This is a genomic window from Bacillus sp. LJBS17, assembly GCF_019334685.1.
In the GTDB taxonomy this organism is placed as follows: Bacteria; Bacillota; Bacilli; order Bacillales; family Bacillaceae; genus Bacillus; species Bacillus subtilis.
This window is the reverse complement of the sequence record NZ_CP079759.1, coordinates 1,422,263-1,446,340: the sequence shown is the minus strand read 5'-3', so window position 1 is coordinate 1,446,340 and position 24,078 is coordinate 1,422,263. Positions and strand designations below refer to the sequence as shown.

General features: G+C 41.6%; 26 protein-coding genes. 4 read left to right on the top strand and 22 right to left on the bottom strand.

The window, feature by feature from the left end; genetic code table 11:
* Positions 1-64 precede the first annotated feature (64 nt).
* Positions 65-766, top strand: coding sequence for a GNAT family N-acetyltransferase (locus KXZ66_RS07515; RefSeq protein ID WP_041850892.1), 702 nt, complete (start codon positions 65-67; stop codon positions 764-766).
* On the opposite strand, the gene splB is transcribed toward KXZ66_RS07515, so the two are convergent.
* The 8 genes from splB to papB form a co-directional block, all read right to left on the bottom strand.
* Entirely contained in the window at positions 759-1,787 is a 1,029-nt protein-coding gene (splB, locus tag KXZ66_RS07510) for a spore photoproduct lyase (RefSeq protein ID WP_003245173.1), read from the bottom strand. The genes KXZ66_RS07515 and splB overlap by 8 nt on opposite strands.
* A 77-nt stretch (positions 1,788-1,864) precedes the next feature.
* Positions 1,865-2,104 (bottom strand): splAB operon transcriptional regulator SplA, encoded by a 240-nt coding sequence (gene splA / locus KXZ66_RS07505; protein WP_003218644.1) that lies wholly within the window; start codon positions 2,102-2,104, stop codon positions 1,865-1,867.
* Between the two features lie 90 nt (positions 2,105-2,194).
* Positions 2,195-3,907 (bottom strand): phosphoenolpyruvate--protein phosphotransferase, encoded by a 1,713-nt coding sequence (gene ptsP / locus KXZ66_RS07500; protein ID WP_219144864.1) that lies wholly within the window; start codon positions 3,905-3,907, stop codon positions 2,195-2,197.
* On the bottom strand, positions 3,907-4,173 hold the full coding sequence (locus KXZ66_RS07495) for a phosphocarrier protein HPr (RefSeq protein ID WP_003154654.1): 267 nt from the start codon (positions 4,171-4,173) through the stop codon (positions 3,907-3,909). Before KXZ66_RS07495 ends, ptsP begins: the two co-directional genes overlap by 1 nt.
* A gap of 97 nt (positions 4,174-4,270) precedes the next feature.
* Complete coding sequence (gene ptsG, locus KXZ66_RS07490; protein WP_003244661.1) at positions 4,271-6,370, bottom strand: PTS glucose transporter subunit IIABC; 2,100 nt, start codon at positions 6,368-6,370, stop codon at positions 4,271-4,273.
* Between the two features lie 228 nt (positions 6,371-6,598).
* A complete protein-coding gene (gene glcT / locus KXZ66_RS07485; protein ID WP_003218635.1) occupies positions 6,599-7,465 on the bottom strand; it encodes a glucose PTS transporter transcription antiterminator GlcT in 867 nt (288 codons plus the stop codon).
* Between the two features lie 62 nt (positions 7,466-7,527).
* A complete protein-coding gene (locus KXZ66_RS07480) occupies positions 7,528-8,493 on the bottom strand; it encodes a LacI family DNA-binding transcriptional regulator (RefSeq protein WP_049139842.1) in 966 nt (321 codons plus the stop codon).
* 282 nt (positions 8,494-8,775) lie between these two features.
* Positions 8,776-9,870 (bottom strand): di/tri-peptidase, encoded by a 1,095-nt coding sequence (gene papB / locus KXZ66_RS07475; RefSeq protein ID WP_049139839.1) that lies wholly within the window; start codon positions 9,868-9,870, stop codon positions 8,776-8,778.
* Between the two features lie 165 nt (positions 9,871-10,035).
* Here papB and KXZ66_RS07470 point away from each other — a divergent pair, with 165 nt between their 5' ends.
* The gene (locus KXZ66_RS07470; RefSeq protein ID WP_014476643.1) at positions 10,036-10,239 is read left to right on the top strand and encodes a hypothetical protein; all 204 of its coding nucleotides are present in this window, start codon (positions 10,036-10,038) and stop codon (positions 10,237-10,239) included.
* Positions 10,240-10,276: 37 nt separating this feature from the next.
* Here the strand turns inward: KXZ66_RS07470 and pfeT are convergent, their stop codons facing one another.
* From pfeT to KXZ66_RS07445, 5 genes are all read right to left on the bottom strand, one after another.
* The gene (gene pfeT, locus KXZ66_RS07465; protein ID WP_219144863.1) at positions 10,277-12,190 is read right to left on the bottom strand and encodes a metal-transporting ATPase PfeT; all 1,914 of its coding nucleotides are present in this window, start codon (positions 12,188-12,190) and stop codon (positions 10,277-10,279) included.
* A 235-nt stretch (positions 12,191-12,425) separates the two neighbouring features.
* The gene (gene stoA, locus KXZ66_RS07460) at positions 12,426-12,923 is read right to left on the bottom strand and encodes a sporulation thiol-disulfide oxidoreductase StoA (protein ID WP_014479641.1); all 498 of its coding nucleotides are present in this window, start codon (positions 12,921-12,923) and stop codon (positions 12,426-12,428) included.
* 50 nt (positions 12,924-12,973) lie between these two features.
* On the bottom strand, positions 12,974-14,311 hold the full coding sequence (gene ykvU, locus KXZ66_RS07455; RefSeq protein ID WP_003245552.1) for a sporulation protein YkvU: 1,338 nt from the start codon (positions 14,309-14,311) through the stop codon (positions 12,974-12,976).
* A 117-nt stretch (positions 14,312-14,428) separates the two neighbouring features.
* Complete coding sequence (locus KXZ66_RS07450; protein ID WP_003232442.1) at positions 14,429-15,055, bottom strand: cell wall hydrolase; 627 nt, start codon at positions 15,053-15,055, stop codon at positions 14,429-14,431.
* A gap of 299 nt (positions 15,056-15,354) precedes the next feature.
* On the bottom strand, positions 15,355-15,549 hold the full coding sequence (locus KXZ66_RS07445) for a hypothetical protein (protein WP_003218622.1): 195 nt from the start codon (positions 15,547-15,549) through the stop codon (positions 15,355-15,357).
* 165 nt (positions 15,550-15,714) lie between these two features.
* Between KXZ66_RS07445 and KXZ66_RS07440 the strand changes: the two genes are divergently transcribed.
* Positions 15,715-15,900 (top strand): YkvS family protein, encoded by a 186-nt coding sequence (locus tag KXZ66_RS07440; protein WP_003232446.1) that lies wholly within the window; start codon positions 15,715-15,717, stop codon positions 15,898-15,900.
* A 119-nt stretch (positions 15,901-16,019) separates the two neighbouring features.
* Here KXZ66_RS07440 and KXZ66_RS07435 read toward each other — a convergent pair whose 3' ends face one another.
* The 5 genes from KXZ66_RS07435 to KXZ66_RS07415 all read right to left on the bottom strand — a co-directional run bounded on the left by KXZ66_RS07435 (position 16,020) and on the right by KXZ66_RS07415 (position 20,738).
* Positions 16,020-16,310, bottom strand: coding sequence for a YkvR family protein (locus KXZ66_RS07435; RefSeq protein WP_003245399.1), 291 nt, complete (start codon positions 16,308-16,310; stop codon positions 16,020-16,022).
* 725 nt (positions 16,311-17,035) lie between these two features.
* Positions 17,036-17,971, bottom strand: a complete 936-nt coding sequence (locus tag KXZ66_RS07430; protein ID WP_219144862.1) for a glycosyl hydrolase family 18 protein — start codon at positions 17,969-17,971, stop codon at positions 17,036-17,038.
* Between the two features lie 96 nt (positions 17,972-18,067).
* Positions 18,068-18,295 carry a LysM peptidoglycan-binding domain-containing protein gene (locus KXZ66_RS07425; protein ID WP_017695061.1) on the bottom strand — a complete coding sequence of 76 codons (228 nt, stop codon included), beginning with the start codon at positions 18,293-18,295 and terminating at the stop codon, positions 18,068-18,070.
* Positions 18,296-18,310: 15 nt separating this feature from the next.
* Entirely contained in the window at positions 18,311-19,510 is a 1,200-nt protein-coding gene (ykvP, locus tag KXZ66_RS07420; protein WP_072175392.1) for a spore protein YkvP, read from the bottom strand.
* Positions 19,511-19,991: 481 nt separating this feature from the next.
* Positions 19,992-20,738: an SDR family NAD(P)-dependent oxidoreductase gene (locus tag KXZ66_RS07415; RefSeq protein ID WP_219144861.1), complete on the bottom strand. Its 747-nt coding sequence runs from the start codon at positions 20,736-20,738 to the stop codon at positions 19,992-19,994.
* Positions 20,739-20,906: 168 nt separating this feature from the next.
* Between KXZ66_RS07415 and KXZ66_RS07410 the strand changes: the two genes are divergently transcribed.
* Positions 20,907-21,263, top strand: a complete 357-nt coding sequence (locus tag KXZ66_RS07410) for a winged helix-turn-helix transcriptional regulator (RefSeq protein ID WP_003245808.1) — start codon at positions 20,907-20,909, stop codon at positions 21,261-21,263.
* A gap of 395 nt (positions 21,264-21,658) precedes the next feature.
* On the opposite strand, the gene queF is transcribed toward KXZ66_RS07410, so the two are convergent.
* Genes queF through queC form a run of 4 tightly spaced genes read right to left on the bottom strand, consistent with a single transcriptional unit; the run spans position 21,659 to position 23,999 of the window.
* Entirely contained in the window at positions 21,659-22,156 is a 498-nt protein-coding gene (gene queF / locus KXZ66_RS07405) for a preQ(1) synthase (protein ID WP_003218613.1), read from the bottom strand.
* Between the two features lie 17 nt (positions 22,157-22,173).
* Positions 22,174-22,905: a 7-carboxy-7-deazaguanine synthase QueE gene (gene queE, locus KXZ66_RS07400; protein WP_003232460.1), complete on the bottom strand. Its 732-nt coding sequence runs from the start codon at positions 22,903-22,905 to the stop codon at positions 22,174-22,176.
* Positions 22,898-23,347, bottom strand: coding sequence for a 6-carboxytetrahydropterin synthase QueD (queD, locus tag KXZ66_RS07395; protein WP_003232462.1), 450 nt, complete (start codon positions 23,345-23,347; stop codon positions 22,898-22,900). The genes queE and queD overlap by 8 nt, the downstream gene beginning before the upstream one ends.
* Positions 23,340-23,999, bottom strand: a complete 660-nt coding sequence (gene queC / locus KXZ66_RS07390) for a 7-cyano-7-deazaguanine synthase QueC (RefSeq protein ID WP_032725593.1) — start codon at positions 23,997-23,999, stop codon at positions 23,340-23,342. The genes queD and queC overlap by 8 nt, the downstream gene beginning before the upstream one ends.
* Positions 24,000-24,078: the final 79 nt, after the last annotated feature.

Below are 24,078 nucleotides of genomic sequence, written 5' to 3'. Positions count from 1 at the left end.
TAAGAAAATCGGAATATATTTACTGAAAATTCAATTTTCATTATAATGAAACATAAGGAGAGTGATGATCATACTAAAACAAATGTATGTGCACGACGGCAGAAAATTTGAGGCTCTGACCATCAGAAACTACACTGAGACTGACATCCAGAGGCTGATTTCTCTTCAAAAAGAATGTTTTCCTCCTCCGTTTCCCCAGGAATTGCTGTGGTCAGAGGACCAGCTTGCCAGCCATATCAAAACCTTTCCAGAAGGCGCTTTATGTGCGCTCATCAATGGCAGAATTATCGGTTCCATGGCTGCTCTTATTGTACAATTTGAGCCTGAATCTCCTGACCATACATGGGCACAAGCAACAGACAACGGATCGATTAAAAACCATGAACCTTATGGAAATACTTTATATGTAGTGGATATTTCTGTTTCTCCTCATTATCGAAAGCTTGGAATCGGAAAATGGCTGATGAATACGATGTATGAGCTGACTGTTGATAAGAGACTGGAGCGCCTTCTCGGCGGCGGCCGCATTCCTTTATATCATAAATACGCACACGAGATCAGCGCTGTTCAGTACGTTGAAGATGTGATGGAAGGCAGGAAAAACGACCCTGTGCTTTCCTTTCTCCTCCGTTGCGGGCGTTCACCTATTCGTGTAGTAAGCAATTATGTAGAGGATAAAGAATCATTGAATTACGGCGTTTTGATGGAATGGAAAAATCCTTTTTATAAAAAGAGAGCTGTTGATCACAACAGCCCGTTTAAGTAAAATATTCAATTTTCGCGTTAGGGAAAAAGGTATCAATATAGGATTCAAGTGCTTCTCGAAGTGCATGCTCTTCATCTTTCTGATAAATATATTTTCCGATCCCGTAGCGTCCCCATTTATAACGGCGCTTTTCTTCATCTAATTCGAGCTTCGTCTTCGGATAATTTTTCTCTATCACTCGTTTGGCCGGTTTTGTAAAACGGTGTTGAATTAATTCAAACGTTATGTCATGTCTAACGTCCTGCGGCAAAGCAGCATCAAGCTTTTCAAACAGATGTCTGTATCCTTCTTCCCAGCCTTCATGAATATAAATCGGAGCAACAATAAAGCCTAGCGGGTAGCCTGCTTTTGCAACTTTTACTGCCGCCTCTATCCGCTTATCAAGAGGTGAAGTTCCCGGCTCAAAGTTTTTAATCACATAGTCGGCATTAATACTGAATCTGAATCTCGTTTTCCCGTTATGCTTTGCGTCTAATAGGTGATCGACATGATGAAATTTCGTTACAAATCGGAGCTTTCCGAGATCACTTTGGCCAAAATGTTCAATGGCGCGCTTCAGCGTGTGTGTCAGATGATCAATTCCTACAATGTCTGACGTACATGATGCCTCGAACCTTGTGAACTCTGGTGCGCGCTCCTTCATATACTTATCTGCCTGATCCAAAATCTCTTCGACGTTTACATAAGTTCTGATATACGGCTTTGATCCCATAGTTGTTTGCAGGTAGCAGTAATGACAATGCCCCATACAGCCTGTTGCAAACGGAATGGCATATTCGGCCGAGGGTTTGGATGAATCAAACTTTAATGTTTTCCGGACACCGATAACTAAAGTTGATTTCGCATTGCGATATTGCTGAAGATGATTTTTCCCAGGAATATTACGCACCTGATTGTGGGATGTTGTTTCTCTGATTTCAATGCCCATATTCTCAAATTTATCTTGTAATTCTTGGCCTAGCGGATATTCCAGCGCCCTCGGTTCTATATATACAAGCTGCGGAACAAATGGGTTCTGCATGATGCCACATCCTTTTCCTTTACTAACGTTACTTTTCTCACTAGGCGGAAAGGATATGAGTTGTAATGATTTCCTTGTTACTCATACGGATCAATATCAAAGAGTTCTTTGTAAAGCGATTTAGCTTCTTCATAGCTTGCAAACACAGCATCGTCCTCTGCGAACGGATGATAGGTTTCATAAATAAACAGGGAAAGCTCGCCTTCATGGTATGGATGGTGCACAATTTCGGCTTCCTTTATGTGGGCTACATTGGCGGCGTGCGGATTTCTGTAGATCACATAAACAGTATCTCCTGCGTTAAATTGGTTTGACATACTATCCCTCCTAGCCATGTTATTGTGTCCTTCTATACCCTTACTTATGAAAAAAACCAGACAGGCCGGAGGCCGTCTGGTTTTTGTACATTACTTGAATGTTTCTTTTACGAACGCGACAACTTCTTCTGTCGTGCTCATAGATAAGATTTTCTCTTTGAATGACTCAGCTTCTTGTTTAGACAATTTGCTGATCTGTGTTCTTGCCGGAAGAATAGACGTTGCGCTCATTGAGAACTCATCTAAGCCTAAGCCGAGAAGGATTGGAATCGCAATCTCGTCTCCTGCCATTTCTCCGCACATGCCAACCCATTTTCCTTCTTTGTGTGCTGCTTCAATTACCACTGTAATTAAGCGAAGGATTGCCGGGTTGTATGGCTGATACAGGTAAGATACACGTTCATTCATACGGTCAGCTGCCATTGTGTATTGGATCAAATCGTTTGTTCCGATACTGAAGAAATCAACCTCTTTAGCAAACTGATCAGCGATGACTGCAGTTGACGGAATCTCAACCATCATTCCGACTTCAATATCGTCAGATACAGCCTGTCCCGCTTTTACGAGCTTTTCTTTCTCTTCAAGAAGGATCGCTTTTGCTTCTTTGAATTCGTTAACTGTCGCAATCATAGGGAACATGATTTTCAAGTTTCCGTATGTACTTGCACGAAGCAGCGCGCGAAGCTGTGTTCTGAAGATTTCTTGCTCTTCAAGGCAAAGACGAATCGCTCTATATCCCAGGAACGGGTTCATTTCTTTAGGAAGCTGCAGGTAAGGAAGCTCTTTGTCTCCGCCGATATCAAGTGTCCGCACGACGACTGATTTTCCTTCCATACGCTCAAGAACCGTTTTGTAAGCATCAAACTGCTCATCTTCTGTAGGCAGCTGATCTCTTCCCATGTAAAGGAATTCTGTACGGTAAAGGCCAACTGCTTCTCCGCCGTTTTCAAGAACACCTTTTACATCATCAGGAGTACCGATGTTCGCTGCAAGCTCTACATGATGTCCATCTTTTGAGACAGTCGGTTCATTGACAAGCTTCGCCCACTCAGCTTTTTGAGCCAAATAAGCATTATGTTTTTCTTCATACTCTTTTACAGTTTCCGCAGATGGGTCAATAATGACATCGCCATTGATACCGTCAACGATAACAGTCACGCCGTTTTGGATCGTGCCTGTAGCCGCTTTCGTTCCAACAACTGCTGGAATCTCAAGAGAACGTGCCATGATGGCAGAGTGAGATGTGCGTCCGCCGATATCAGTAGTGAATCCTTTTACGAACTCACGGTTTAATTGAGCTGTGTCAGACGGTGTTAAGTCTTCAGCGACAATAATAACCTCTTCTGAGATCATGCTTGGGTTTGGAATTTCGACGCCAAGCAGGTGGCCGGTTACGCGTTTTGTTACATCGCGGATATCTGCCGCACGCTCTTTCATATATTCGTTGTCCATAGATTCAAACATGGTAACGAACATAGAAGACGTTTCTTTTAAAGCGAATTCAGCGTTCACTGAATCAGTGCTGATTTTTTCTTTCACAGGGTTCAGAAGCTCAGGGTCACTGAGAACTAAAAGGTGAGCAGAAAAAATATCAGCTTTATCCTGACCCAGTTCTTTCAAAGCGTGCTCTTTGATTTTTTCGAGCTCTTCTTTTGAACGTGCAATCGCTTCATCAAAACGGCTTACTTCCGCTTCAGAATCAGAGATGTTTTTCTTTTCAACCGTTAAATCTGGCTCTTCAAGCCGGTATGCTTTTGCAATCGCGATGCCGGCTGAAGCACCAATCCCTTTTAATTCTTGCATTACTCGCCGAGTCCTTCGCTTTTCATTGTTTCTTCTAAAGCGTTAAGAGCATCGTTTTCGTCAGCTCCGGAAGCAGAGATTGTGATCTCAGCGCCTTTAGCGATACCTAAAGACATAACACCCATAATAGATTTAAGGTTAACTGTTTTGCCGTTATATTCTAAATTAACGTCAGCGTCGTATTTGCTAGCAGTTTGTACAAGAACTGTCGCAGGACGAGCATGGATTCCAGAATCTGCAGTTACTTTAAATGTTTTTTGTGCCATTTTTATCATTCTCCTTTTAACTTAAAGCTTTATTACTTCACAATATTATATCATACAACCGTACTTGTCATCTGACAAGCACGGCGTACTAACACCCTTATTTTTCAATCTTCACAATATCTTCTTGTTCTCTGTTGACTGAACCGCTTGCTTTAATGCTGACTGTTTCTCCTTCAGCAAGGTTTGTAAATACAATCGGTGTCATGAGAGATGGTACATTCGGTTTGACTGCATCCAGATCAACTTCAAGAAGTTTTTGTCCAGGCTCAACGCGGTCTCCTTCTGATACGAAAGACGTAAATCCTTCGCCCTTCAGGCTGACGGTATCAATACCAAAGTGGATTAAAATTTCTCTTCCGCCGTCGGATTGCAGGCCGATCGCATGTTTCGTCGGGAACACATTGAGAATTTTTCCACGAACCGGTGATACGACAATTCCTTCAGAAGGGAGAATCGCAAAACCGTCACCCATCATTTTCCCTGAGAAGACTTGGTCAGGAACATCCGTAATCGGGTGAATTTCCCCGGTAATCGGAGAAACGAAAACTTCCTCGCCGATTTCATTTTGCAGCGGTTCTGCAATCACTTCCTCAACCTGCTGGCCTACTTCCTCTTGAGCAGATGTTTTCGGCTCAGGTCTAGGCTTGCGTCCCGCAATAATGTCTTGCATTTGCGTTTTTAACCCGTCAGAACGCGGTCCGAAAATAGCCTGAATGTTGTTGCCGACTTCCAGCACTCCGGAAGCGCCAAGCTGTTTCAGACGGTCTTTATCAACCTTTTTCTGATCGTTTACAGTCACACGCAGACGAGTGATACAAGCATCAAGGTGTTTGATGTTTTCCTGGTCACCCATTGCCTGCAGAATCTCATAAGGAAGATCCCCTGCTTCACCTGTTTTCCCAGGTGCTGCTGTTTCTTCCGCAGCATCCTCGCGTCCAGGTGTTTTCAGATTAAATTTGCGGATGGCAAATCGGAATCCGAAGTAGTAAATGACCGCTAACCCTAAGCCGACAGGGATGACAAGCCACCATGCCGTCCGGTTCGGTAAAATACCGAATAGGAAATAGTCAATTAAACCGCCGGAGAATGTCATACCAATCTTAACATTCAACAGCTGCATGACCATGAATGAAAGTCCCGCAAACAAACAGTGAATCGCAAACAGGACTGGAGCAACGAATAAGAAAGAAAATTCCAATGGCTCTGTGATCCCCGTTAAGAAGGATGTCAAGGCCGCTGAACCCATAATACCTGCAACGAGTTTTTTGTTTTGCGGTTTTGCTTCATGATAAATGGCAAGCGCCGCAGCAGGCAGACCGAACATCATAAATGGATATTTACCTGTCATGAACGTACCTGCCGTTAACTGTACGCCGTCTTTAATCTGCGCCATAAAGATACGCTGATCCCCGCGGATGATTTCTCCTGCAGCACTCTTATAGCTGAAGAATTCATACCAGAACGGCGAATAGAAAATGTGGTGCAATCCGAATGGGATAAGCGAACGTTCAATCACCCCGAAGATAAATGCAGCAAGGGTTGGATTCGCTTCCACTAATCCTGTTGAAAAGGCATTCAATCCATGCTGGATCGGAGGCCAGATCACTAACATAATAAGACCCAGAATCAGTGCAGAAATTGACGTTACAATTGGAACGAAACGTTTACCCGCAAAGAAACCAAGGTATTGCGGCAGTTCAATTGTGTAAAATCTGTTAAACAATAATGCAGCTAACACACCGACGATAATACCGCCGAACACCCCTGTCGCCAGGGTAGGTATACCTAGCATGTTTACATATGCAGGATGGTTTTCCGTAAAGAACTTGGCTCTTTCAACTGAATCCGAAGGAATGGTTCCGTTTGCAAGAAGAACCGCACTCATGGATACATTCATTACAAGATAACCGATAATTGCTGCAATCCCTGCAACTCCATCACCATTGGCAAGCCCGATGGCTACACCTACTGCGAAAAGAAGCGGAAGGTTATCGAAAACAATCTGCCCAGCGCTTTCCATCACACCTGCTACAAGCTGAACATTGTCATTGCTCAAGAAATGCAGGACCTGAATCATGTCCTTATTTTGCATCGCATTCCCGATCGCAAGCAAAATACCCGCAGCCGGAAGGATCGCAACTGGAAGCATAAGCGCACGCCCAATTTTTTGAAGAACGCCGAATAATGCTTTAAACATAAGAATTGACCTCCTCTTTTTACTAGTCTGACCTTACAGCTAAAAATCATGACAACGAATTCACAGGCGTAAGTCTTCCAGTTTAACCGTTTACATTTGCCCTTTTACACAACAAAAAGGCATGAGCAAAATTGGGTGCGCAAAAGAACGAGAATGAACTTCCCGTTTTTTCCCCTCAATCACTCATGCCTGATCGAATCAGTAACACGTTATAAGGATAAACTGAATTTATGAAATTTTATTGGTTAATCGGTACAGATGAAGCGTCAGATAAACCGCTTCCGCCTCATGAACTGGTTTCTTCAATGTTTGCTGCAAGATTTTAATCAATTTCCAAGCTGTATTGTAGCATAGCGGATATTCATTTTTCAATAACAACATTAATTTTTCTGGTTCTTTAGTCGGTTCTTCTTTTTTAATTCTTTCTATTGTAAATCTGATATGCCTGATCAGCCGCAAATAGTTGACACTTTCCTTATTTACTTTCATTTGAAATGAGTCTTCAATCACCTCGACAAGCTGCGCCATGAGCTGAGAGTGCTGATTGACCTCGGACAGCGGACGGTTTGTCAACGCTGAATGGATATGCAGAGCGATAAAACCAATCTCCCCTTCAGGAAGGCAGATTCCCGCTTTTTCATTGATCATATCTATGACTTCTTTGGCAATTTGGTACTCCTCAGGATATAGTGACTGAGTCTCCATTAAAAATGGATTTTTCATATCAAATCCCTGCTGCTGCCTTTTGATCGCAAATGCGATATGGTCTGTCAACGCAATGTGAATATGTTCATTTAATGAGTGATTAGTCCTATTGCTTATGTGATAGATGACATCGTTTGAAATATCAACGAGCTTTTCATCAACATAGTCAAGGAGCTTTTTAAACTGCTTTTGTTCCTTCTCGTCTTTTAAAATGAACATTTTATCGTAGCCTTTATCTTCAATGACATCATCTTGTTTTTTTCCGAAACCAATACCTTTTCCGATTAAAACGACTTCGCTGTATTTATGATGAGAAGCAATTAATACATTATTATTCAGTACCTTTTTCACTGTGAAGGACCCATTCACGATCCTCAGCTCCTTTGTCATTCAATACCTCATATCGTACATAACGAACGGAATGCACGTCAAACCTTTTTTCAATGCATTCACTAAACAGTCGATCTTTCGATGAGACGGTAATCCAGAACTTTCCTTTCAATCGGCTGTCCTTGAATTCTTTTTTCCAGTATGGCAAATGCCTGCTTTCCCATTTCCCTTGTCTGAATATCGATCGTTGTGATCCCAAGCGCTTGGCTGATTTCGTGGTTATCAACGCTTAAGATTGCAAGCTCATCCGGTACTGACACCCGCTGGTTCTTTGCTTCAAGAAAAAGCCCTGCTGAGACTTGGTCATTGGCAACAAAAATAGCCGTCGGCTTTTCCTTCCACGTATTCCATTTATGAAAAAGCGCCTTCCCATCATTGATTGTAATCGCTTTCTCAATTACCCAGTCTTCACGAAATGCCTCGCCGATCTCTTCCAATGCCTCTTTGTAGGCTTTGATTCGAAAATGACTGTTCATGCCTTTTTTTCTTGCCAAACAGATAGCTATTTTTTTGTGCCCTTTGGCAATTAAATAGTCCAAGCCGTTCCGAAATGCTTCTTGGTGAGGAATGCTGATGGTTGGGAAGCGGGCAATATCTGAATTCTGGCAAAGCAAAATCGGGCCCTCCCATTCCATGAGTTTCTCATCAGCAAGCGCCTTTGAGCAAAAAATCAGGCCGTCAACCTGGCGCTGCTTTAATTGGGACAGCGCAAAGATTTCTTTTTGTACCTCATAGTTTGTTTGGAATAAAGAGAGGTGAACCCCGGATTCCGCGGCTGCGTCGGCTATTCCTGCAATCAGCTCTGCAAAATATGGCAGATTAACCGTCGGCAAGACAACACCAATCATGTTTGAAAATCCTTTCGACAAATGTACAGCGTGAATATTTCTCGTGTACTCCAATGATTCCATTGCCTCAAACACTCTTTTTCGTTTGTCTTCACTGACGTATGGATGATTGTTTATGACTCGGGAAACCGTTGTAACAGAGACACCGGCTTTCTCTGCAATGTCTTTAATATTAGCCATAGATTCCCTTCTTTCTAAATCCCCTTGATCTGGAATGCGTTTCATACAATATGATATGGACGTACCAGATATCTTTTTGTGTTTTTAGCTGAAAGGAGAAGATCACATGGGTTTCTTCATTTTAATTGGGTTATGTCTCACTGTTCTCGGTGGCAGCTGTCTTGCTGTAAAACCTCTCAACCAAAAACATGAAATTAAACCCTTTCGAACATTTGATGATTTTTTTATTTAATGCAGATAAAAAAGGACGATGTCGAGAACAAAGTCCTTTTTTATTTCTTATTACGGCAGTATGATTAATTCCTTTGGATATTGGGTCAGAGCAACTGCCCCGTCCTTTGTTACGTGAACGTCATCCTCAATGCGCACGCCGCCGATTTCAGGCACATAAATCCCCGGTTCGATCGTGTAGACCATGCCTTCCTGCAGCAGTGTATCGTTGGCCTGGCTCATGGATGGATACTCATGGACAGAAATTCCGAGTCCATGCCCAAGCCGGTGAGGAAAATAGTCACCGTATCCCGCTTTTTCAATGATTCCGCGGGCTGTTAAATCCAGATCTCCGATTCTCACACCGGGTTTGCTTGCCTCAATCGCGGCTTTTTCCGCTTGAAGCACAGTCTCGTAAATGGCCTCCTGCTTCGGATTGATGGTTTTGTATGCAAACGTTCTTGTAATATCAGAGCAATAGCCATCAAGAATAACACCGAGATCAAATAAAACAAAATCACCTTTCTTCAACGTGGCTGTACCAGGATTTCCATGAGGCTGGCCAGATTTTTCTCCAAATAAAACCATTGTAGAGAAAGACATGCCCTGAATTCCTTTTTTCTTCAGCTCATACTCAATTTGAGCGAGCACTTCCACTTCACTGATGCCTTCACGCAAAGCGGCTGTGCCGACTTCAACACCGTAATCTGCAAGCTTTGCCGCCTCTTTCAGCAAACGAATCTCATTGTCATCTTTAATCAGGCGAAATTGATTGAGTGTTTCTTCTGCTGAAACAAATTGAGCCCCGCCCGTCGCATGCTTCAGCTGTTCTGCACGTGATAGCGAGATTGAATCCTTTTCTACCGCAAGCGTATGTATGCTGATATTTCGCTTTTTCAAGGCCTTCTCTATCAGCTCCCACGGATTTTCGTGATCCGCATAGGCAATGATTTCATGATTCCAGCCTGCGTTGCGGGCCTGTCCTGCTTCCATTCCTGGACAAACAAAGAAAGGCTCCTCTTCTTGAAAAATAAATAACCCCATTAATCTTTCATGCGGCTCTGTGTAAAAACCGGTTAAGTAAAAAACATTTTCTTTTGTATGAATAAATGCGGCAGTATGCCCCGCTTCCTTCAGCCATGAAGAGACGCGTTGTATTCTATTCACTTCTTGTTCCTCCCTGCCATTTTCAATGCATTGTTCTGTCTTCCATTGTAACAGGTTTTACCGGTGTTTGCCTTTCACGACGCCTTCATTTTCTGATGCATTTTATTTCCTGCTCCTCTTCCTGTATACTGACAGTAACGTTCAATCGCAGGGGGGTTGTTCCGTTTGCTGATGAATTTTTTCAGACGAAAAGCAGTTATGCTCTTAACGGTTTTGGGAATTTCCGCTCCTTTTATCGGGATGAAGATGGTGGGCTTTTATTATTACAGCTCTATCATAGGCTGTGCAGCGGGTTTCCTTTGCTGCATCCTCGCTCTCATCCTGGTTATGAAAAGATCTGATAAAGACAAAAATGAAGGGAAAGCTTGATACATAAAAAGCCAGCAGCCTGATTAGGCTGCTGGTTTTATTTTAGGAGTCTTAAACCGTTTAGTATGACCAAAATCGTGCTGCCCTCATGACCAATCACGCCAAATGGCAATTCCATCGCCTGCAAAAAGTTTGCACAAATCAGCAGGCAGATTACAGCTAGAGAAAACACGATATTTTGTTTGATGATCCTGTTCATTTTCCGAGACAAGCGGCACATGTTTACGAGCTTTTTCAAATCGTTTTTCATGAGGACCATATCAGCGGTCTCAAGTGCTACATCTGTTCCGCCGCCCATCGCAATGCCGACATCCGCCGCTTTGAGTGCCGGCGCATCATTGATTCCGTCACCCACCATTGCAATCGTTCCGAATTCTTCTTTTAACCGTTTGATTTCATTCACTTTTTGGTCAGGTAGGCATTCTGCTACGACAGTTGTCATGCCGGCTTCCTTGGCAATCGCTTGAGCCGTGTCTTCGTGATCTCCTGTCAGCATGGCCGTTTTAATCCCAAGTCGGTTCAGTTCTTCCATGACCTCTTTTGCTTCAGGCCTGATTTGGTCCTTCAGTGCGATACAGCCTGCTATTTGATCATCCTTTTTCACAAATACAATTGTATGACCGCTTTGAATGACATCTGATGCTGTTTGTTTCAAAAATTGTGCTGCCATTTCCTCGCCGATAAAACCTGCTTTACCGACCTTCCATTTCGCACCCGACACTTCTGCCATAACGCCAAACCCTGAGGTTTCTTCTATAGATATGTAGCCGGACTGATTCACGCCGCGGCTTTCAGCGTACGCCGTTATGGCTTGGGCGAGCGGATGGCTTGATTGCATTTCGATGGCATAGACAGCCTCAAGAACTTCCGCTTCACTGAATCCTTCTGCTATTCTAATCGTCTCTACGGCAGGCTGGCCTTTTGTTACAGTGCCGGTTTTATCAAAGGCGATCATTTGCACTGAGCCCAGCTGTTCAAGAAAGACGCTTCCTTTCACAAGCATACCGTTGCGGGCGCCATTTGAAATCAGGGACAGCGCCGCCGGCATAATAGAGGCGACAAGCGCACAAGGTGACGCGACAACCATAAACACCATTGCGCGGTAGAAGGTTTCACTCCAGCTCCAGCCCAGCGCAAAGTGCGGGACGAATAAAAGGAGCGTCACCGCAATTAGCACACCTTTCACATAAGCATTTTCAAATCGTTCGATGAAAGCCTGAGCGGGTGAAACACTATTTTGCGCTGATTCAACCAGTTTGATAATTTTTCTGAATAACGAATCTTCATTTGCTTTCGTGACACGGACAGTCAAGGAGCCATTGCGATTCACCGTTCCTGTGAATAAAGTGTCGCCTGTGTTTTTTTCTACAGGCATTGATTCACCTGTTAAAGCCGACTCGTCAAGACTTGTCGAGCCCGATTCAATGATACCGTCTGCCGCTAAGCGTTCTCCAGGTTTGATCACGATCATATCACCGGCCTGCAAGTCTGAAACCGGAACTCTTTTGGTTTCACCATTGACCATCAATGTCGCTTCTTCAGGCTCAAGCTGCATTAAAGACGTTAAATCTCTGCTGCTTTTATTCATCGTGTATGTTTCTAAAGCTCCGCTTAAGGAAAAAATAAATATTAAAATAGCACCCTCTGCCCAGTATCCGATCAAGGCGGAACCAACGGCAGCGAAAATCATTAAAAGTTCTACATTCAGCGTTTTGGATTCGAGTGTTTCTTCGATTCCTTCCTTTGCTTTAGCAAATCCGCCGATCACAAAAGCCAGCAAGAAAAGTATTATGGATAATACCTGATATCCGGATAAGAGCCAGCCTGCCAAAATAAGAGCGCCTGATACAAGTGCTGCAATAAGCTCCGCGTGCTGTGCCCAGTTTTTTTCCCTCTTGTCTGTTTTCAATGGCTCGTGCGGGTCGCGTTGAACGATAACTTGTTCATTCATATCGAATTCTCCTCTCTAATTGAGAACGTAAATCATCTTCATTTCTCTTATAAAAACAAAATCGCTGCCCAAAAGGCAGCTTTATTGTCAGTTATTTCTTGATGTCTTCCTTTATTATAGCACGCACGAAGAGAATTTCAATTATAATTATTTTAATTTCTTTTTGATAATAATTATCATTAATGTTTATTCGCTTCTTCTCTATATGAAAAAAGCTGAGAGTCTATGCTCTCAGCTATTCTTCCGTCCATTCCTTCAGTTGTTCCGCTGTCATCGGGCCAATTTTTGTTTTTTCAATTTCTCCCTTTTCATTCAGCAAAAATGATGTTGGGATCGTAATGATATGATACTCCTTCATCAATTCCCCTTTTGAGTCAAGGACAATCGGGAACGTCAGCTTGTTTGCTTTAATAAAATCTTCAACGACTTGCTGATTTTGTTCCGAATTCACTAAATTCACCGTTACCAGCTTTACACTGTCGGATGGATGGGCATCATAAAACGATTGAAACTGGGGAAGCTCCTTTTTGCAGGGCGGACACCATGACGTCCAAAAATGGAGAATTGTTTTTTGCCCTTTATTCGGAATCGAGATGTCCTCCCCTTCTATCGTTTTCATAAGAAAAACAGCGGGAACAGCAGGCTGTTTTTCCTCAGCTTGTGCCGCACATGGAAACCATGCAATCAACCCTAATAACATAATGTATATAGTAAGCAAGCGCTTCGTCAACATGGAATCTTCCTTTCATGCTTTTCAATTAGCTTGCCCCTGCTGTTCCTTTATCATCCTTCAATTCGCGGCGTTCTGGTCCCACCCGTAAGAAATACGGATACCTTCAATGCTTTGCAGATCGTGGCATAGTGCAAGCTCGTCAAAAGAATCATGCCAGTGTTCATTCCAAGGATAATCCCGAGCATTTGCAGATTCTCCATTGATCCCAGTACATACATCATACTTAGCGCAACGATATGGCTCCACACATTGTGATAAAAAGCCTCTTTCACAAAACCCATCCCGATTAAGCACGCCTGCAGCGGCATGACAAACAGATGAAAGAGAAAGTAAGGCCACAACAGCTGCAAGTAATACTGCGCTTCAGGAGAGTGAAAAAACAAATGCGTGAGAGGTCCCGCAAACTGGAACATGACCCAGACGGCAGGTATACCGTAACCTAATGTAATGAAAATCGACTGCTTCAGCCTTTTTAACACGATGTCATACTGAGAAAGTGCATAAGCTTCCGAAATACTCGGTATCATGACGACCATTAACGAATGGGCAATAAAAGCTGGGAACGACCCTATCGTCACAGCCACTCCTGCCAGCATTCCGTATTGATCGATCGCCGCTGTCCCGGCAACGCCCGCAGCCAAAAGAGCTCCTTTTACTAAAAAGGGTTCAATTGCATTGACAACCGCATGAAAAATGCGCAGTCCTGTTGTAGGAATTGAAACAGCAAGCAGCCTTTTCCTTACATCCTTTCCGCGCAAATGAATGTGCTGCTGGCCGGATAACGCCCGCCTTGCCATGATAAATTGTGAATATAAATAAACAAGCACGACCACATCACTCACGACTAGAACAAACAAGGAAATCAGCACAGCCATGTCCAATTCAAATGAGTACCATTGAAAAAAGAGGAATAAGCACAAGAGCTGGATGATTTTTTTCAGCACATTGGCAATTGCGATCTTCCCCATTTTCTGCACACCCATAAAGTAGCCCCTGGCGATTGAAGTAAAGGCGACAACAGGAATTAAGCCGATGACAATCCCTTTAATAAACGGGTGGTATGTATCAAATACCGGAATAAACGGAAGCGCAATACTAGCGGCGGCAGTAGAAAAAGCAGTAAAAATGGCTGTCATTCTGAAAGCGTGCCTCAGCATGCTTTCATGAAGCTTAGGATTTGACTCGGCAATGAATTTAGAAATGGATATCGGCAGTTCCAGGCTCGCGATGACAATAATTAAAAAGATCGTGGGCAAAATACTCATGTAAAGCCCCATCCCATGCTCGCCAAGCTCCCGCGCCAAAATCATATTGACGACAAATTCAAGGCATTCAGCGAAAAAGGCGGCAATGGATAAAAGAATGATCCCTTTCACAAATCGATTCATGATGTCTCTCCTTGTCTCTTGTACTACCAACATCATATGAGACAAGTTCAAAAATTATTTTATTTTTACTCTTTATATGAAAAAAAGCACAGCTGAGACAAATTGTCTCTTCTATGCTTAGACGGCAAAAACGTGTCTGCCGATTTTTTCTACGATTTTTCTTGAACGAATCCAATTATCTGACGCTGTTTTCGGATTATAAAAGAATATGGCATCTGTTTCTCTATTTTTTGAGGACAGCGCTTCTTCGGCAGCTTCAATCGATTCTTTATCAGGCTTTTGGTTAATGCTCCCGTTTGCGACCGGTTCAAAGGCGTTTTTCTGATAAATAACTCCTCTTATCGTATCAGGAAAACCTTTTTTCTCCGTTCTGTTCAGTACAACGCTTGCTACAGCGACCTTGCCTTTATATGATTCTCCTTTGGCCTCTGCGTGAACGAGACGGGACAGCAACTCTTTTTCAGACTGTGTATATGTTTCTTTCTCATCATTTGTTTTGTCCGGTTTATCTTTCTCTTTCTTTTCAGTGTGTGCTGATAGCTTAATCGGTTTTATTTTCTTGTCTTTATCAGCAGACAGTGAAGGGAAAGATTCATTCGTATTTCGATCTATATGTGTAAGCCATTTCGCTTCTTCATGTTTTGTCTTCTTTGCGCTCAGTAGTGAAGCTTGTGTATGCTCAATTTTGGCTGCAGGCATGAAACAAAGAAGAAAAACAGCCAGAGCAGTGAATTTCGTTGTCATACAGTTTCCTCCTTAAAGTGCTCCAAAAAACACTTCATAACCTTAACAAGAGATCCATTCATTTTCACGGAAAAAGATTTTCCAACTCTCCCAAGGAGGTATCAGGATGGAATAAAGAGGATGACTCACTGCTTAATGGCAAAAAAACAGTCTGAAATTCTATAAATATTGTCAAATTAAAACATGTTTATCCATCTTTGACACTTTACATTTTATTTACGCCTGTTACAGACAGCTGTAATAAAAGGCTTTGTATTCTGTCATATATGATAAAAAGGCTTCTCACGTATGAGAAACCTTCAGCTTCTTGGCTGTTCTAAGTATTGAAAGATAACATCTCCGCCTTGCTGGGCAATTCCTCGGAAATGTTTAAAATCATCTTGTTTAGATAACACGGCCCTGAAATCAAGAAAATGCTCTTTCTGGACTCTCAGTTCGTTTATGGCGCCGGTGCGCAGCTGTTCAATCATTTCTGTTATTTCTTCGGGACGCAACAAAAATTCCCCCCTTTTCTTTCTATCGACGAAAATCAATATATCATCTTTATAGCGACAGAACAATTCATAAGGGAGATAAAACTCCTTATCGCTTTACTTCTCAATGAAAATACTGCAAAATACTTTCAAAAGGCATTATTATGTTTAAAGGAGAGGAAGCTTGTGAAAATCGCTAAGGTTGGGAATGTCATTGAATTTAAAAACGGATTAACCGGTGTTGTTGAAAAAGTAAATGAGAATTCTGTTATCGTTGATGTGACGATCATGGATAACTATCGGGATCTTGAGTTAGATTCATTGACAGTTGTTAATCATAAAAATTATAAGATCATCAGAGACTCCTATTAAAACCTCCTTATTTCCACATTTATTCAAAAACTGCAAGACGGACAATTTAACACCTTACATATGAAATTCGCTTTCTCAAAAGCTGCCGGCCGGCAGCTTTTTTACATAAAAAACACCGATCATGAATCGGCGTTTTTGTCTATTTCCGTTATTTCTATATAGAACTCGCTGACGGCCCCTGGTTCGTACAGGTTGGTCAATGATGTTGAATAATTTGTCATTTCCCCCCGGAAGGCAAGATCGCGTTCCGGAACCTCGACATTAAACGTTTTTTCATACAACAGGACAGCGATATCATGGTAAGTCTCACTCGTAACGTTTAAGGTAAATGCAATTTTTCGCTTCGGCTCGCTCTCCTCTTGATATGCAGCCATTTCTAACGTTACATTGTTTAACCGCAATGTCTTCACTTCATATCACTCCTTTATAGTCCATGCATCTTAGCATACCTTAGCGAATGTTTACAATGAATCTGGTCTTAACGGTTATATGAACCAATTCATTCGAAAAGACATCTTTACAAACATACGTTCGTTAAATTATAATAAAACAGACGAGCTGCCATCCAGCATCCCGTCTTTTCATTAGAAAGCGGCGAGTGGAATTCCCCCCGGATTCGCTCGTCTTTTTTATGTAAAAACCCCCTCATTTCTAAGGAGAAACTATATGGTCGATTATCAACAAGTCATGTTTCACCATGCGTACCTTGGCACCTTGAATTTCCCCATCCTTTAATGAGAGCGGTCAATCAATTCTCATCATGTTTTTTAGATAAACCAGCATCCATTCAGGAAGTATATGAGTGTATGTTTTTAAAGTTCTAGTTATTCGTGCGCTTCCATATCGATCCTGAACAATTCTGAATGAAATGCAATAATCCTGCTATTAAGGTAGCATGTGTATGACTTAAATCATGGAAGCAGAATAAATTCAACATATCCGTAAAATGCGTACTATAACATAAGTTTGAATGTGTATTTCAAGCCCAATGTAATGCCTCGTATAGAACATTTCGGGAGAAGGGCCTATGGAATGCCCTCACTGTTTTACCCGCACCCGTAATAAACTCCTTTCAGTATGTCCATTTAGAGATTCATTGCAATTATCTTCGAATTTTGTTCTGAACTATAAATCATTATATATTTTTAAACACTGTATTCCAGACTGACACATCTTCTTGTCCAAGACTCCAACTGCCAAGACCTTTCAGATTATATTTTTGAGCGAGTTTTATTTTTGCTCTGAGTGACTGTTCATTTTCAAACCATAATTTATATGTTCCCGAAGGCAACGGCCCCTTGTTATTGTGATTGACAGTAAAAATAGCTTTTGGAGATTGACTCTTGGTGTCAAAAATAATTGTCCCGCTATGCCTTTTTACTAAGGAGTCAACAAGGTAAAGGGGAATGCCTTGAGAGGCAGATTGGCCTTCCATCCAGCAGCGGCCATAGAATGGCAATCCTAAAACTAGTTTTTGAGGAGAGATTTTTTGGGTCAGAACATATTGAATGGACTTTTCCACCCATCCTACACTTGCGGTAGGCCCAGCAAGGCGGCTTTCATCATAGGCCATAACCATAAGATAATCTGCATATTTAGCTAAATACTCGTAATCATATGATCCGTGCCAGCCCTTCGTCCAGCCAAAAGGATTTGCCGCCACTGCAACTGATACTTCTTTATGTCTAGGAATACTTTTCCTTACTAATCTAATAAAATCTGTAAATAGATTCCGATCTTTTTCTGTAAGGTTTTCTATATCGATATTAACTCCGTCCAAATCCAGTTCTTCTATTGCATGAGAAATTTGTTTAGCTAAAAGAACTCGGTTCATTAATGCAAATCGTCCCAATTCCTGATCCCAATGATTGCTTAGAAAAGGAACTACTTTTAATTTTCTTCTATGAAGAGCTTTAATCACATCGGGATTAGCTGAACGGAGAAGTAATGATCCATCTTTTCTGATATAGAAAAAATCAGGAGACACAACATTTAATACTCCGTTCGTTTGATCAACGTGTTGAATAAAATCCCATCCTAATCCAGAATAGAAATAGCTCATTTGAAACATCTCATAACCCCTTCATCCCCAAAAATATCAAGTTCCCCACAAATAAAAAAATGAGGATTGTCATTTCAATTTGATTCGTTTCCGAAACCTCAAAGATTACCTTTCTCTTATCTTTATAATTTGTCCAGGATAAATTCTGTCTGAAGAAAGCTTATTAAGATTCATAAGTTGTTGTACCGGAATTTTAAAGGATTTGGCAATCGTCCATAATGTATCGCCGGATTCCACATGATACACTTCGTATGTTACGGGAAATTCCATATAACGAGGCGTTCTTTTTACTTTATTCGCTTGATTTCTTATTTTAGGTATTTTCCCCTTCATTCATATTACTCTCCTTTAGAATAATTTGTTATTAATATTTCTAAACCGTTTCTCTCTAATCTTAATGATTTGTCCAGCATATATTTGATCTGATTTGAAATGATTAAGCTCCATGAGTTGCTGCAGGGAAACATTATACTTCCTGGAAATTATTGATAATGTTTCACCGGGAGTAACATGATGGATCACGTATTTTTCTTTAAGAACATCTACATAATGAATGGTTTCCCCTAAGTTTCTTATAATTCCTCTGCTTTTTAGCACCTCAAGCATTCTCTCGGCTCTATGCCGATAGGAATCATTCTTTACAGCCTTTTTACCGTTTATCTGAATCTTTTTTCTCTCGCTATCATGATTCAAATAGTATTTAACCTTTTCCAATGTTTCTTTTGGGGAGGAAGAAACGATGAGATCGCGGCCAGGTTTGAATTTACCTCGAACTGCTGGTGTATCCGATGTCAATAAAAACCCCCCGGAACCAAGAATCTCATAGGTGCGTTGCGTAAGTTGGCTTTCACAGTTTTGCAAACCGATAACGACTTTTGCTGAACTGTAAACTTTATATGCTTCAGTATAATCAAGGTATCCATGGATCCAATTGGGGGGAATTTCTCTTCCTATATATTTACTCATTTTTTCCCAGTTTCTCCCCCAAAAATCAATGCGAATACCCTTCCGTATAAGAGGACGAATAAGCGTTTTTAAAGAGAACGAACGGAACACTTCCGGATGTTCTTCAAGAAAATTAGGGTAAGCATTAGCCACCACTGCTATATCACAACTGTATTTTGCTAATGGTTTAATCTGGTGATGTATACTTTCGTGAAATGCAAAGTCTAAGTGAGCTGCTTTAATCCCCATGCTTTCATAAGTTTTACACAGAGAAGGCGTAACCGTGAAAACAAAATCTGGTTTCATCTTCTTAATTAACGGGATAGTAAAGTTTTGAGTGTGCAGCGGGTCTTCAGTTGCCCAATAAACGAGAGGGATATTCACCTTTTTAGTAGCGTTGCGAATCCAGGCCTGCTTTTCCCTTGAATGCTCTGGTGTCCATCCCATAGATACTATTAGATCTGGTTTAAATTCGTCTATCATTTCAGTGATATTTTCCCGACTTACAGGACCGGAAATCATTACGGTATGTCCTGCTTCCCTAAACCCATTCGGTAAACCATAGAGCCACATGGGATGACTCTCAAGGAAAAGAATTTTCACACATTTCCATCCTCTCTTTCACTTTTTAATGTCTACTTTATTGGTATGTATATGTAATATAACTTGTCGCGGTACTAGTCTATAAAAAAACGTTCAGGTGTGAGATCACGTGATAGCTTGTGTGGGATGCCCTACAAAAAAAGAAAGCAACCTACAACATATTTTCCTATGTGGTTATTCAGGACATAAGGATTCCTTTAAATATTTTCAAAAGTATTGGAATACAAGGACAGGGATATTATTTTTTATTAAAAGTCAAGATCCCCCGTTACTTTAAGTACATTTATTCACAGTGTAATCTTTTTTACAGGTCATTTAGTGGTAGCCCCAGGAAAATGCGAATTTACAACGTTAAGCAAATTCAAACATAAAAAAGTCGAATTCCCTGTCCTTTAAGGAAAACGACTTTTTTATACGACTTCTTCAAGTAAATCCCCATCAACCTTTTTTGGGGACTATTTGTAATCTCTGCGCAGGGAAATTATACCTGTGCTAGCCCGCCATCTACGAACAATTCAACACCCGTCAAGTAACTGCTTTCTTCTGAAGCAAGGAAAGATACAGCGTTTGCTACTTCTTCAGGTGTCCCAACTTTTCCAGCTGGAACAGTATTTCTGCTATTTTCCAGTACCTCTTCAAGTGCATCACCAAAAAGCTCATCGTAGGCAGGTGTAAGAATACCTCCTGGACTAACCACATTTACACGGATTTCAGTACCTTTTAGGTCAAGAATCCAGTTGCGAACTAGTGCTCTTAATGCTGCTTTAGATGCTCCATATACACTAAACGCTGGGTTGCCAATTGATCCAGCAGTAGAGCCCGTTACAATAATAGAACCTACTTTGTCTGGGAATAGTGATAATGCTTTTTGAACAGTAAAGATGGTTCCTTTAACGTTAATGTCGAACGTTCTATCAACCTGCTCTTCAGTAATTTCACCTAATGGAAGGAAGTTGCCGATGCCTGCATTAGCAAAAAGAATGTCCAACTTACCTTTTTCCTGCTTTATAATGTCATATAGTTTGTCTAAGTCTTCAAGCTTAGAAATATCACCTTGAACACCGGTTACGTTCTTGCCAATTTGGTCAACAGCTTTATCAAGTTCGTTTTGTCTACGTCCCGTGATATAAACATATGCACCTTCGTTTACAAATTTTTGTGCTGTAGCAAGACCAATCCCACTTGTTCCACCCGTTACAAGCGCTATTTTACCTTCAAATTTACCCATACTTAACACTCCTTTAGAATTAATATTATTTTATGTCTAGTACCTTTAAGTACTTGAAGAACAACTTACAAGATATAGTATCCTTCAGTAAGCACATTATCGGAAGTACCCACTTTTTTGTGATATAGTAACTAAAAAGTAATAAATGTGGAATGGAGAGCTTTAGACATGAAAAAATTTAGCTGTGGGTTTGAAGTGACAAAGGAAGTTATTGGAGGAAAATGGAAAGGCCTTGTATTATACTTTTTAATGAATGGACCAAAGAGAACGAGTGAATTAAAGCGCATTATCCCAAATATAACTCAGAAAATGCTGATTCAAACACTTAGAGAGCTTGAAGCCAGTGGACTTGTGAGCAGAAAGATGTATAATCAAGTACCGCCGAAGGTTGAATATTCATCCACTGAACTTGGAGAATCTCTTAAACCTATCTTGCAGGAGCTCTGTCAATGGGGAGGCTATTATGCGGAGCAAGAGTATGCAGAAGGTGAATATGAAATTGTACAACCAGAACAACTAAGTTAGGATTGATGTAGCTGCTGAAGTAAATGCTAAACAACTTCAATACCATCACCTAACAGATGAAGAACAGTCAGAAATAAATGAGATATTCAATTTTGAAAGTGAAGTTCTAATAAGAAGTGTCGATTATATTCAGGAGAACTTTGATGAAATTCAAAAAAGAGCTGTTTCAAATGTTAAAGAGAAGATTCAGGAACTTAGCCAAAAAATAATGAAGATATTGATAATAATATTTAATGCCTATGATCTCTAGATAGGCATTTTTTCTTTCGGATAAAAAAGAAAAGACGTACAAATTGTACGCCTTAATCTGCTTCTGTACTATCAATTTTTCACTGCATAAAAGTCACAGTTCAGGTTGCACCTCAGGTCACACTCCGTATCACACAACGGAATAATTAACGGTTATCAATCGTCTCCGGATACAAATCATGATTCATCATGCGGTATTCGGCCATTTTCTCATACTTCGTGCCAGGTTTTCCGTAGTTTGTGTACGGGTCAATGGAAATTCCGCCTCTTGGCGTGAATTTGCCCCATACTTCAATGTAGCGCGGGTCCATTAATTCGATCAAGTCATTCATGATGATGTTCATACAGTCCTCGTGGAAGTCACCATGGTTTCTGAAACTGAATAGATACAGCTTTAATGATTTGCTTTCAACCATTTTTTCATCAGGAATGTAGCTGATGTAGATTGTTGCAAAGTCAGGCTGCCCTGTTTTAGGACATAAAGATGTGAATTCCGGGCAATTGAATTTTACAAAGTAATCACGGTTTACATGTTTATTCGGGAAGGATTCCAGCACGTCCGGTGCATATTCGAACAAATAATTTGTACCTTGGTTGCCTAGCAATGTTACACCTTCTAATTCTGATTCTTTTCTTGTCGTCATGTTCATCTTCCTTTCTATTATACTCCGCGTTTGTTGCCCCATAACAGGGTGTGCAGCTGCGGGAGCACTCTGACGAGATTCAGCTCCGCATCGACAGCTACCTTATCAACAAGCGCTTCATATTTCCCAAGCAAATGTGCAATCAGTGACTGATCATCTGTCGTATGCACGTCATCATTTCCGACTTGTAAATAAAACGGGATTCCCGGATACCGCTTGTGCACAGTTTTGGCAAATTCCAGATCTTCATCATTAAAGATGACAACCTTCAAGCTGACAGCATGCTGTCTATCATTCTCTTGAAGTGAAGTTAAAATGTGGTCAAGCTTTTGAAAGTTCGTTACCATTTTTGAGCTTGGCGGTTTTGGAGAAATTGTCAGGTCATCAATCAGCGTAAACCAATCCTGATAAACGGTCCCTTGAGTTTCAAGCGCTGCACGGATGTTATTTTCCTTCAGCAGTTCAATAAAAGCATCCAGCTGTTTTAACAGAGCCGGGTTACCGCCTGAGATCGTCACATGAGAAAACGCGTCTCCCCCAATGTCCTTAAGCTCCGCAAAAATCTCCTCCGCCGTCATCCAGCGAATATCTTTTTTAGCAGACCCGTCCCAAGTGAAAGCGGAGTCACACCAGCTGCAGGAATAATCGCAGCCGGCTGTCCGGACGAACATCGTTTTCTGTCCGATCACCATGCCTTCTCCTTGAATCGTCGGGCCGAAAATTTCTAATACAGGAATTCCTTTAGCCATTCAAACCACCCTTTTTCGGACGGTAGACACAGTAGCTTGTCGGTGTTTCACGGACAAACACCTGTACACAGGTCGGCTTATTCTCCAAAGTGTCTAAATAAGCCTGTACGTTATCATAAATCGTTTTCGCCACGACTTCAGTTGTCGGCAGCGAATACCGGTCGTCCTGAGAAAAATCTTCATGATCATTTAATAGCGTGTGATCATAGTTTCCGTGCACCAGTTTTTTGAGTACGCTGAAATTGACAAGAAAGCCTGAATCGTCAAGTTCGTCGCCGGCAACAGTTATATTTACGGTATACGTATGTCCGTGAACCCTGCTGCACGCTCCCGCACTTTCCCGAGGGATAAAATGAGCGGCTGAGATATGCATGTCCTTATTCAGTTCAAACGAATAAGGATGCTGGGCCTGCGGATAAATTTGAGATAACAATTTATGCACGCTCTCCTTTCATCATCATATATTCTTCATAACCTTTTGAACGAAGGTGACATGCCGGACATTCGCCGCAGCCGTCGGCGATGATGCCGTTATAGCATGTCAGCGTGTTGTTTTTCACAAAATCCAGCGCGCCAAGCTCATCTGCAAGCTTCCACGTTTCCGCCTTATTGAGCCACATGAGAGGCGTGTGGATCACAAACGGCTTCTCCATCGCCAGATTCACCGTTACATTGCAAGATTTCACGAATTCGTCACGGCAGTCAGGGTAACCGCTGAAGTCTGTCTCGCAAACTCCTGTAATAATGTGGCGCGCGCCAATTTGGTAAGCCAGGATAGACGCAAAGGATAAGAATACCAAATTGCGGCCTGGAACGAATGTGGATGGCAGTTCGCCGTCTTTTACTTCTATCTCAATATCATTTCTAGTCAGGGCATTCGGTGCAAGCTGATTTAAAAGTGACATATCAAGCAAATGATTTTTCACACCAAGCTTTTCCGCAATGGATTTTGCCACTTCAATTTCCTGCGAATGTCGCTGATTATAATGAAAAGTCACCGTTTCGACTTCTTCGAATTCTTTTAAGGCCCACAGTAAGCATGTTGTGCTGTCTTGACCGCCGCTAAATACGACAATTGCTTTTTCTTTTTTCATGATTCCTCTCCTTCTCCGCAATAAAAACGCCGGCGAGAGACATCGCTACAGCTAATTCACGCAAAAAAACACCTTTTTT

Coding starts and splice junctions, on each gene's coding strand:
- glcT (WP_003218635.1), bottom strand. CDS start 7,465: ATGACAAAGGAGCTGAGGATCGTGAATGGGTCCTTCACAGTGAAAAAG.
- KXZ66_RS07515 (WP_041850892.1), top strand. CDS start 65: ATGATCATACTAAAACAAATGTATGTGCACGACGGCAGAAAATTTGAG.
- pfeT (WP_219144863.1), bottom strand. CDS start 12,190: ATGAATGAACAAGTTATCGTTCAACGCGACCCGCACGAGCCATTGAAA.
- KXZ66_RS07430 (WP_219144862.1), bottom strand. CDS start 17,971: ATGTTTCAAATGAGCTATTTCTATTCTGGATTAGGATGGGATTTTATT.
- ptsG (WP_003244661.1), bottom strand. CDS start 6,370: ATGTTTAAAGCATTATTCGGCGTTCTTCAAAAAATTGGGCGTGCGCTT.
- queC (WP_032725593.1), bottom strand. CDS start 23,999: ATGAAAAAAGAAAAAGCAATTGTCGTATTTAGCGGCGGTCAAGACAGC.
- KXZ66_RS07415 (WP_219144861.1), bottom strand. CDS start 20,738: ATGGGTAAATTTGAAGGTAAAATAGCGCTTGTAACGGGTGGAACAAGT.
- queE (WP_003232460.1), bottom strand. CDS start 22,905: ATGGCTAAAGGAATTCCTGTATTAGAAATTTTCGGCCCGACGATTCAA.
- ptsP (WP_219144864.1), bottom strand. CDS start 3,907: ATGCAAGAATTAAAAGGGATTGGTGCTTCAGCCGGCATCGCGATTGCA.
- splA (WP_003218644.1), bottom strand. CDS start 2,104: ATGTCAAACCAATTTAACGCAGGAGATACTGTTTATGTGATCTACAGA.
- splB (WP_003245173.1), bottom strand. CDS start 1,787: ATGCAGAACCCATTTGTTCCGCAGCTTGTATATATAGAACCGAGGGCG.
- KXZ66_RS07480 (WP_049139842.1), bottom strand. CDS start 8,493: ATGGCTAATATTAAAGACATTGCAGAGAAAGCCGGTGTCTCTGTTACA.
- KXZ66_RS07425 (WP_017695061.1), bottom strand. CDS start 18,295: ATGAAGGGGAAAATACCTAAAATAAGAAATCAAGCGAATAAAGTAAAA.
- ykvU (WP_003245552.1), bottom strand. CDS start 14,311: ATGAATCGATTTGTGAAAGGGATCATTCTTTTATCCATTGCCGCCTTT.
- stoA (WP_014479641.1), bottom strand. CDS start 12,923: ATGTTGACGAAGCGCTTGCTTACTATATACATTATGTTATTAGGGTTG.
- queF (WP_003218613.1), bottom strand. CDS start 22,156: ATGACGACAAGAAAAGAATCAGAATTAGAAGGTGTAACATTGCTAGGC.
- KXZ66_RS07495 (WP_003154654.1), bottom strand. CDS start 4,173: ATGGCACAAAAAACATTTAAAGTAACTGCAGATTCTGGAATCCATGCT.
- KXZ66_RS07410 (WP_003245808.1), top strand. CDS start 20,907: ATGAAAAAATTTAGCTGTGGGTTTGAAGTGACAAAGGAAGTTATTGGA.
- KXZ66_RS07450 (WP_003232442.1), bottom strand. CDS start 15,055: ATGACAACGAAATTCACTGCTCTGGCTGTTTTTCTTCTTTGTTTCATG.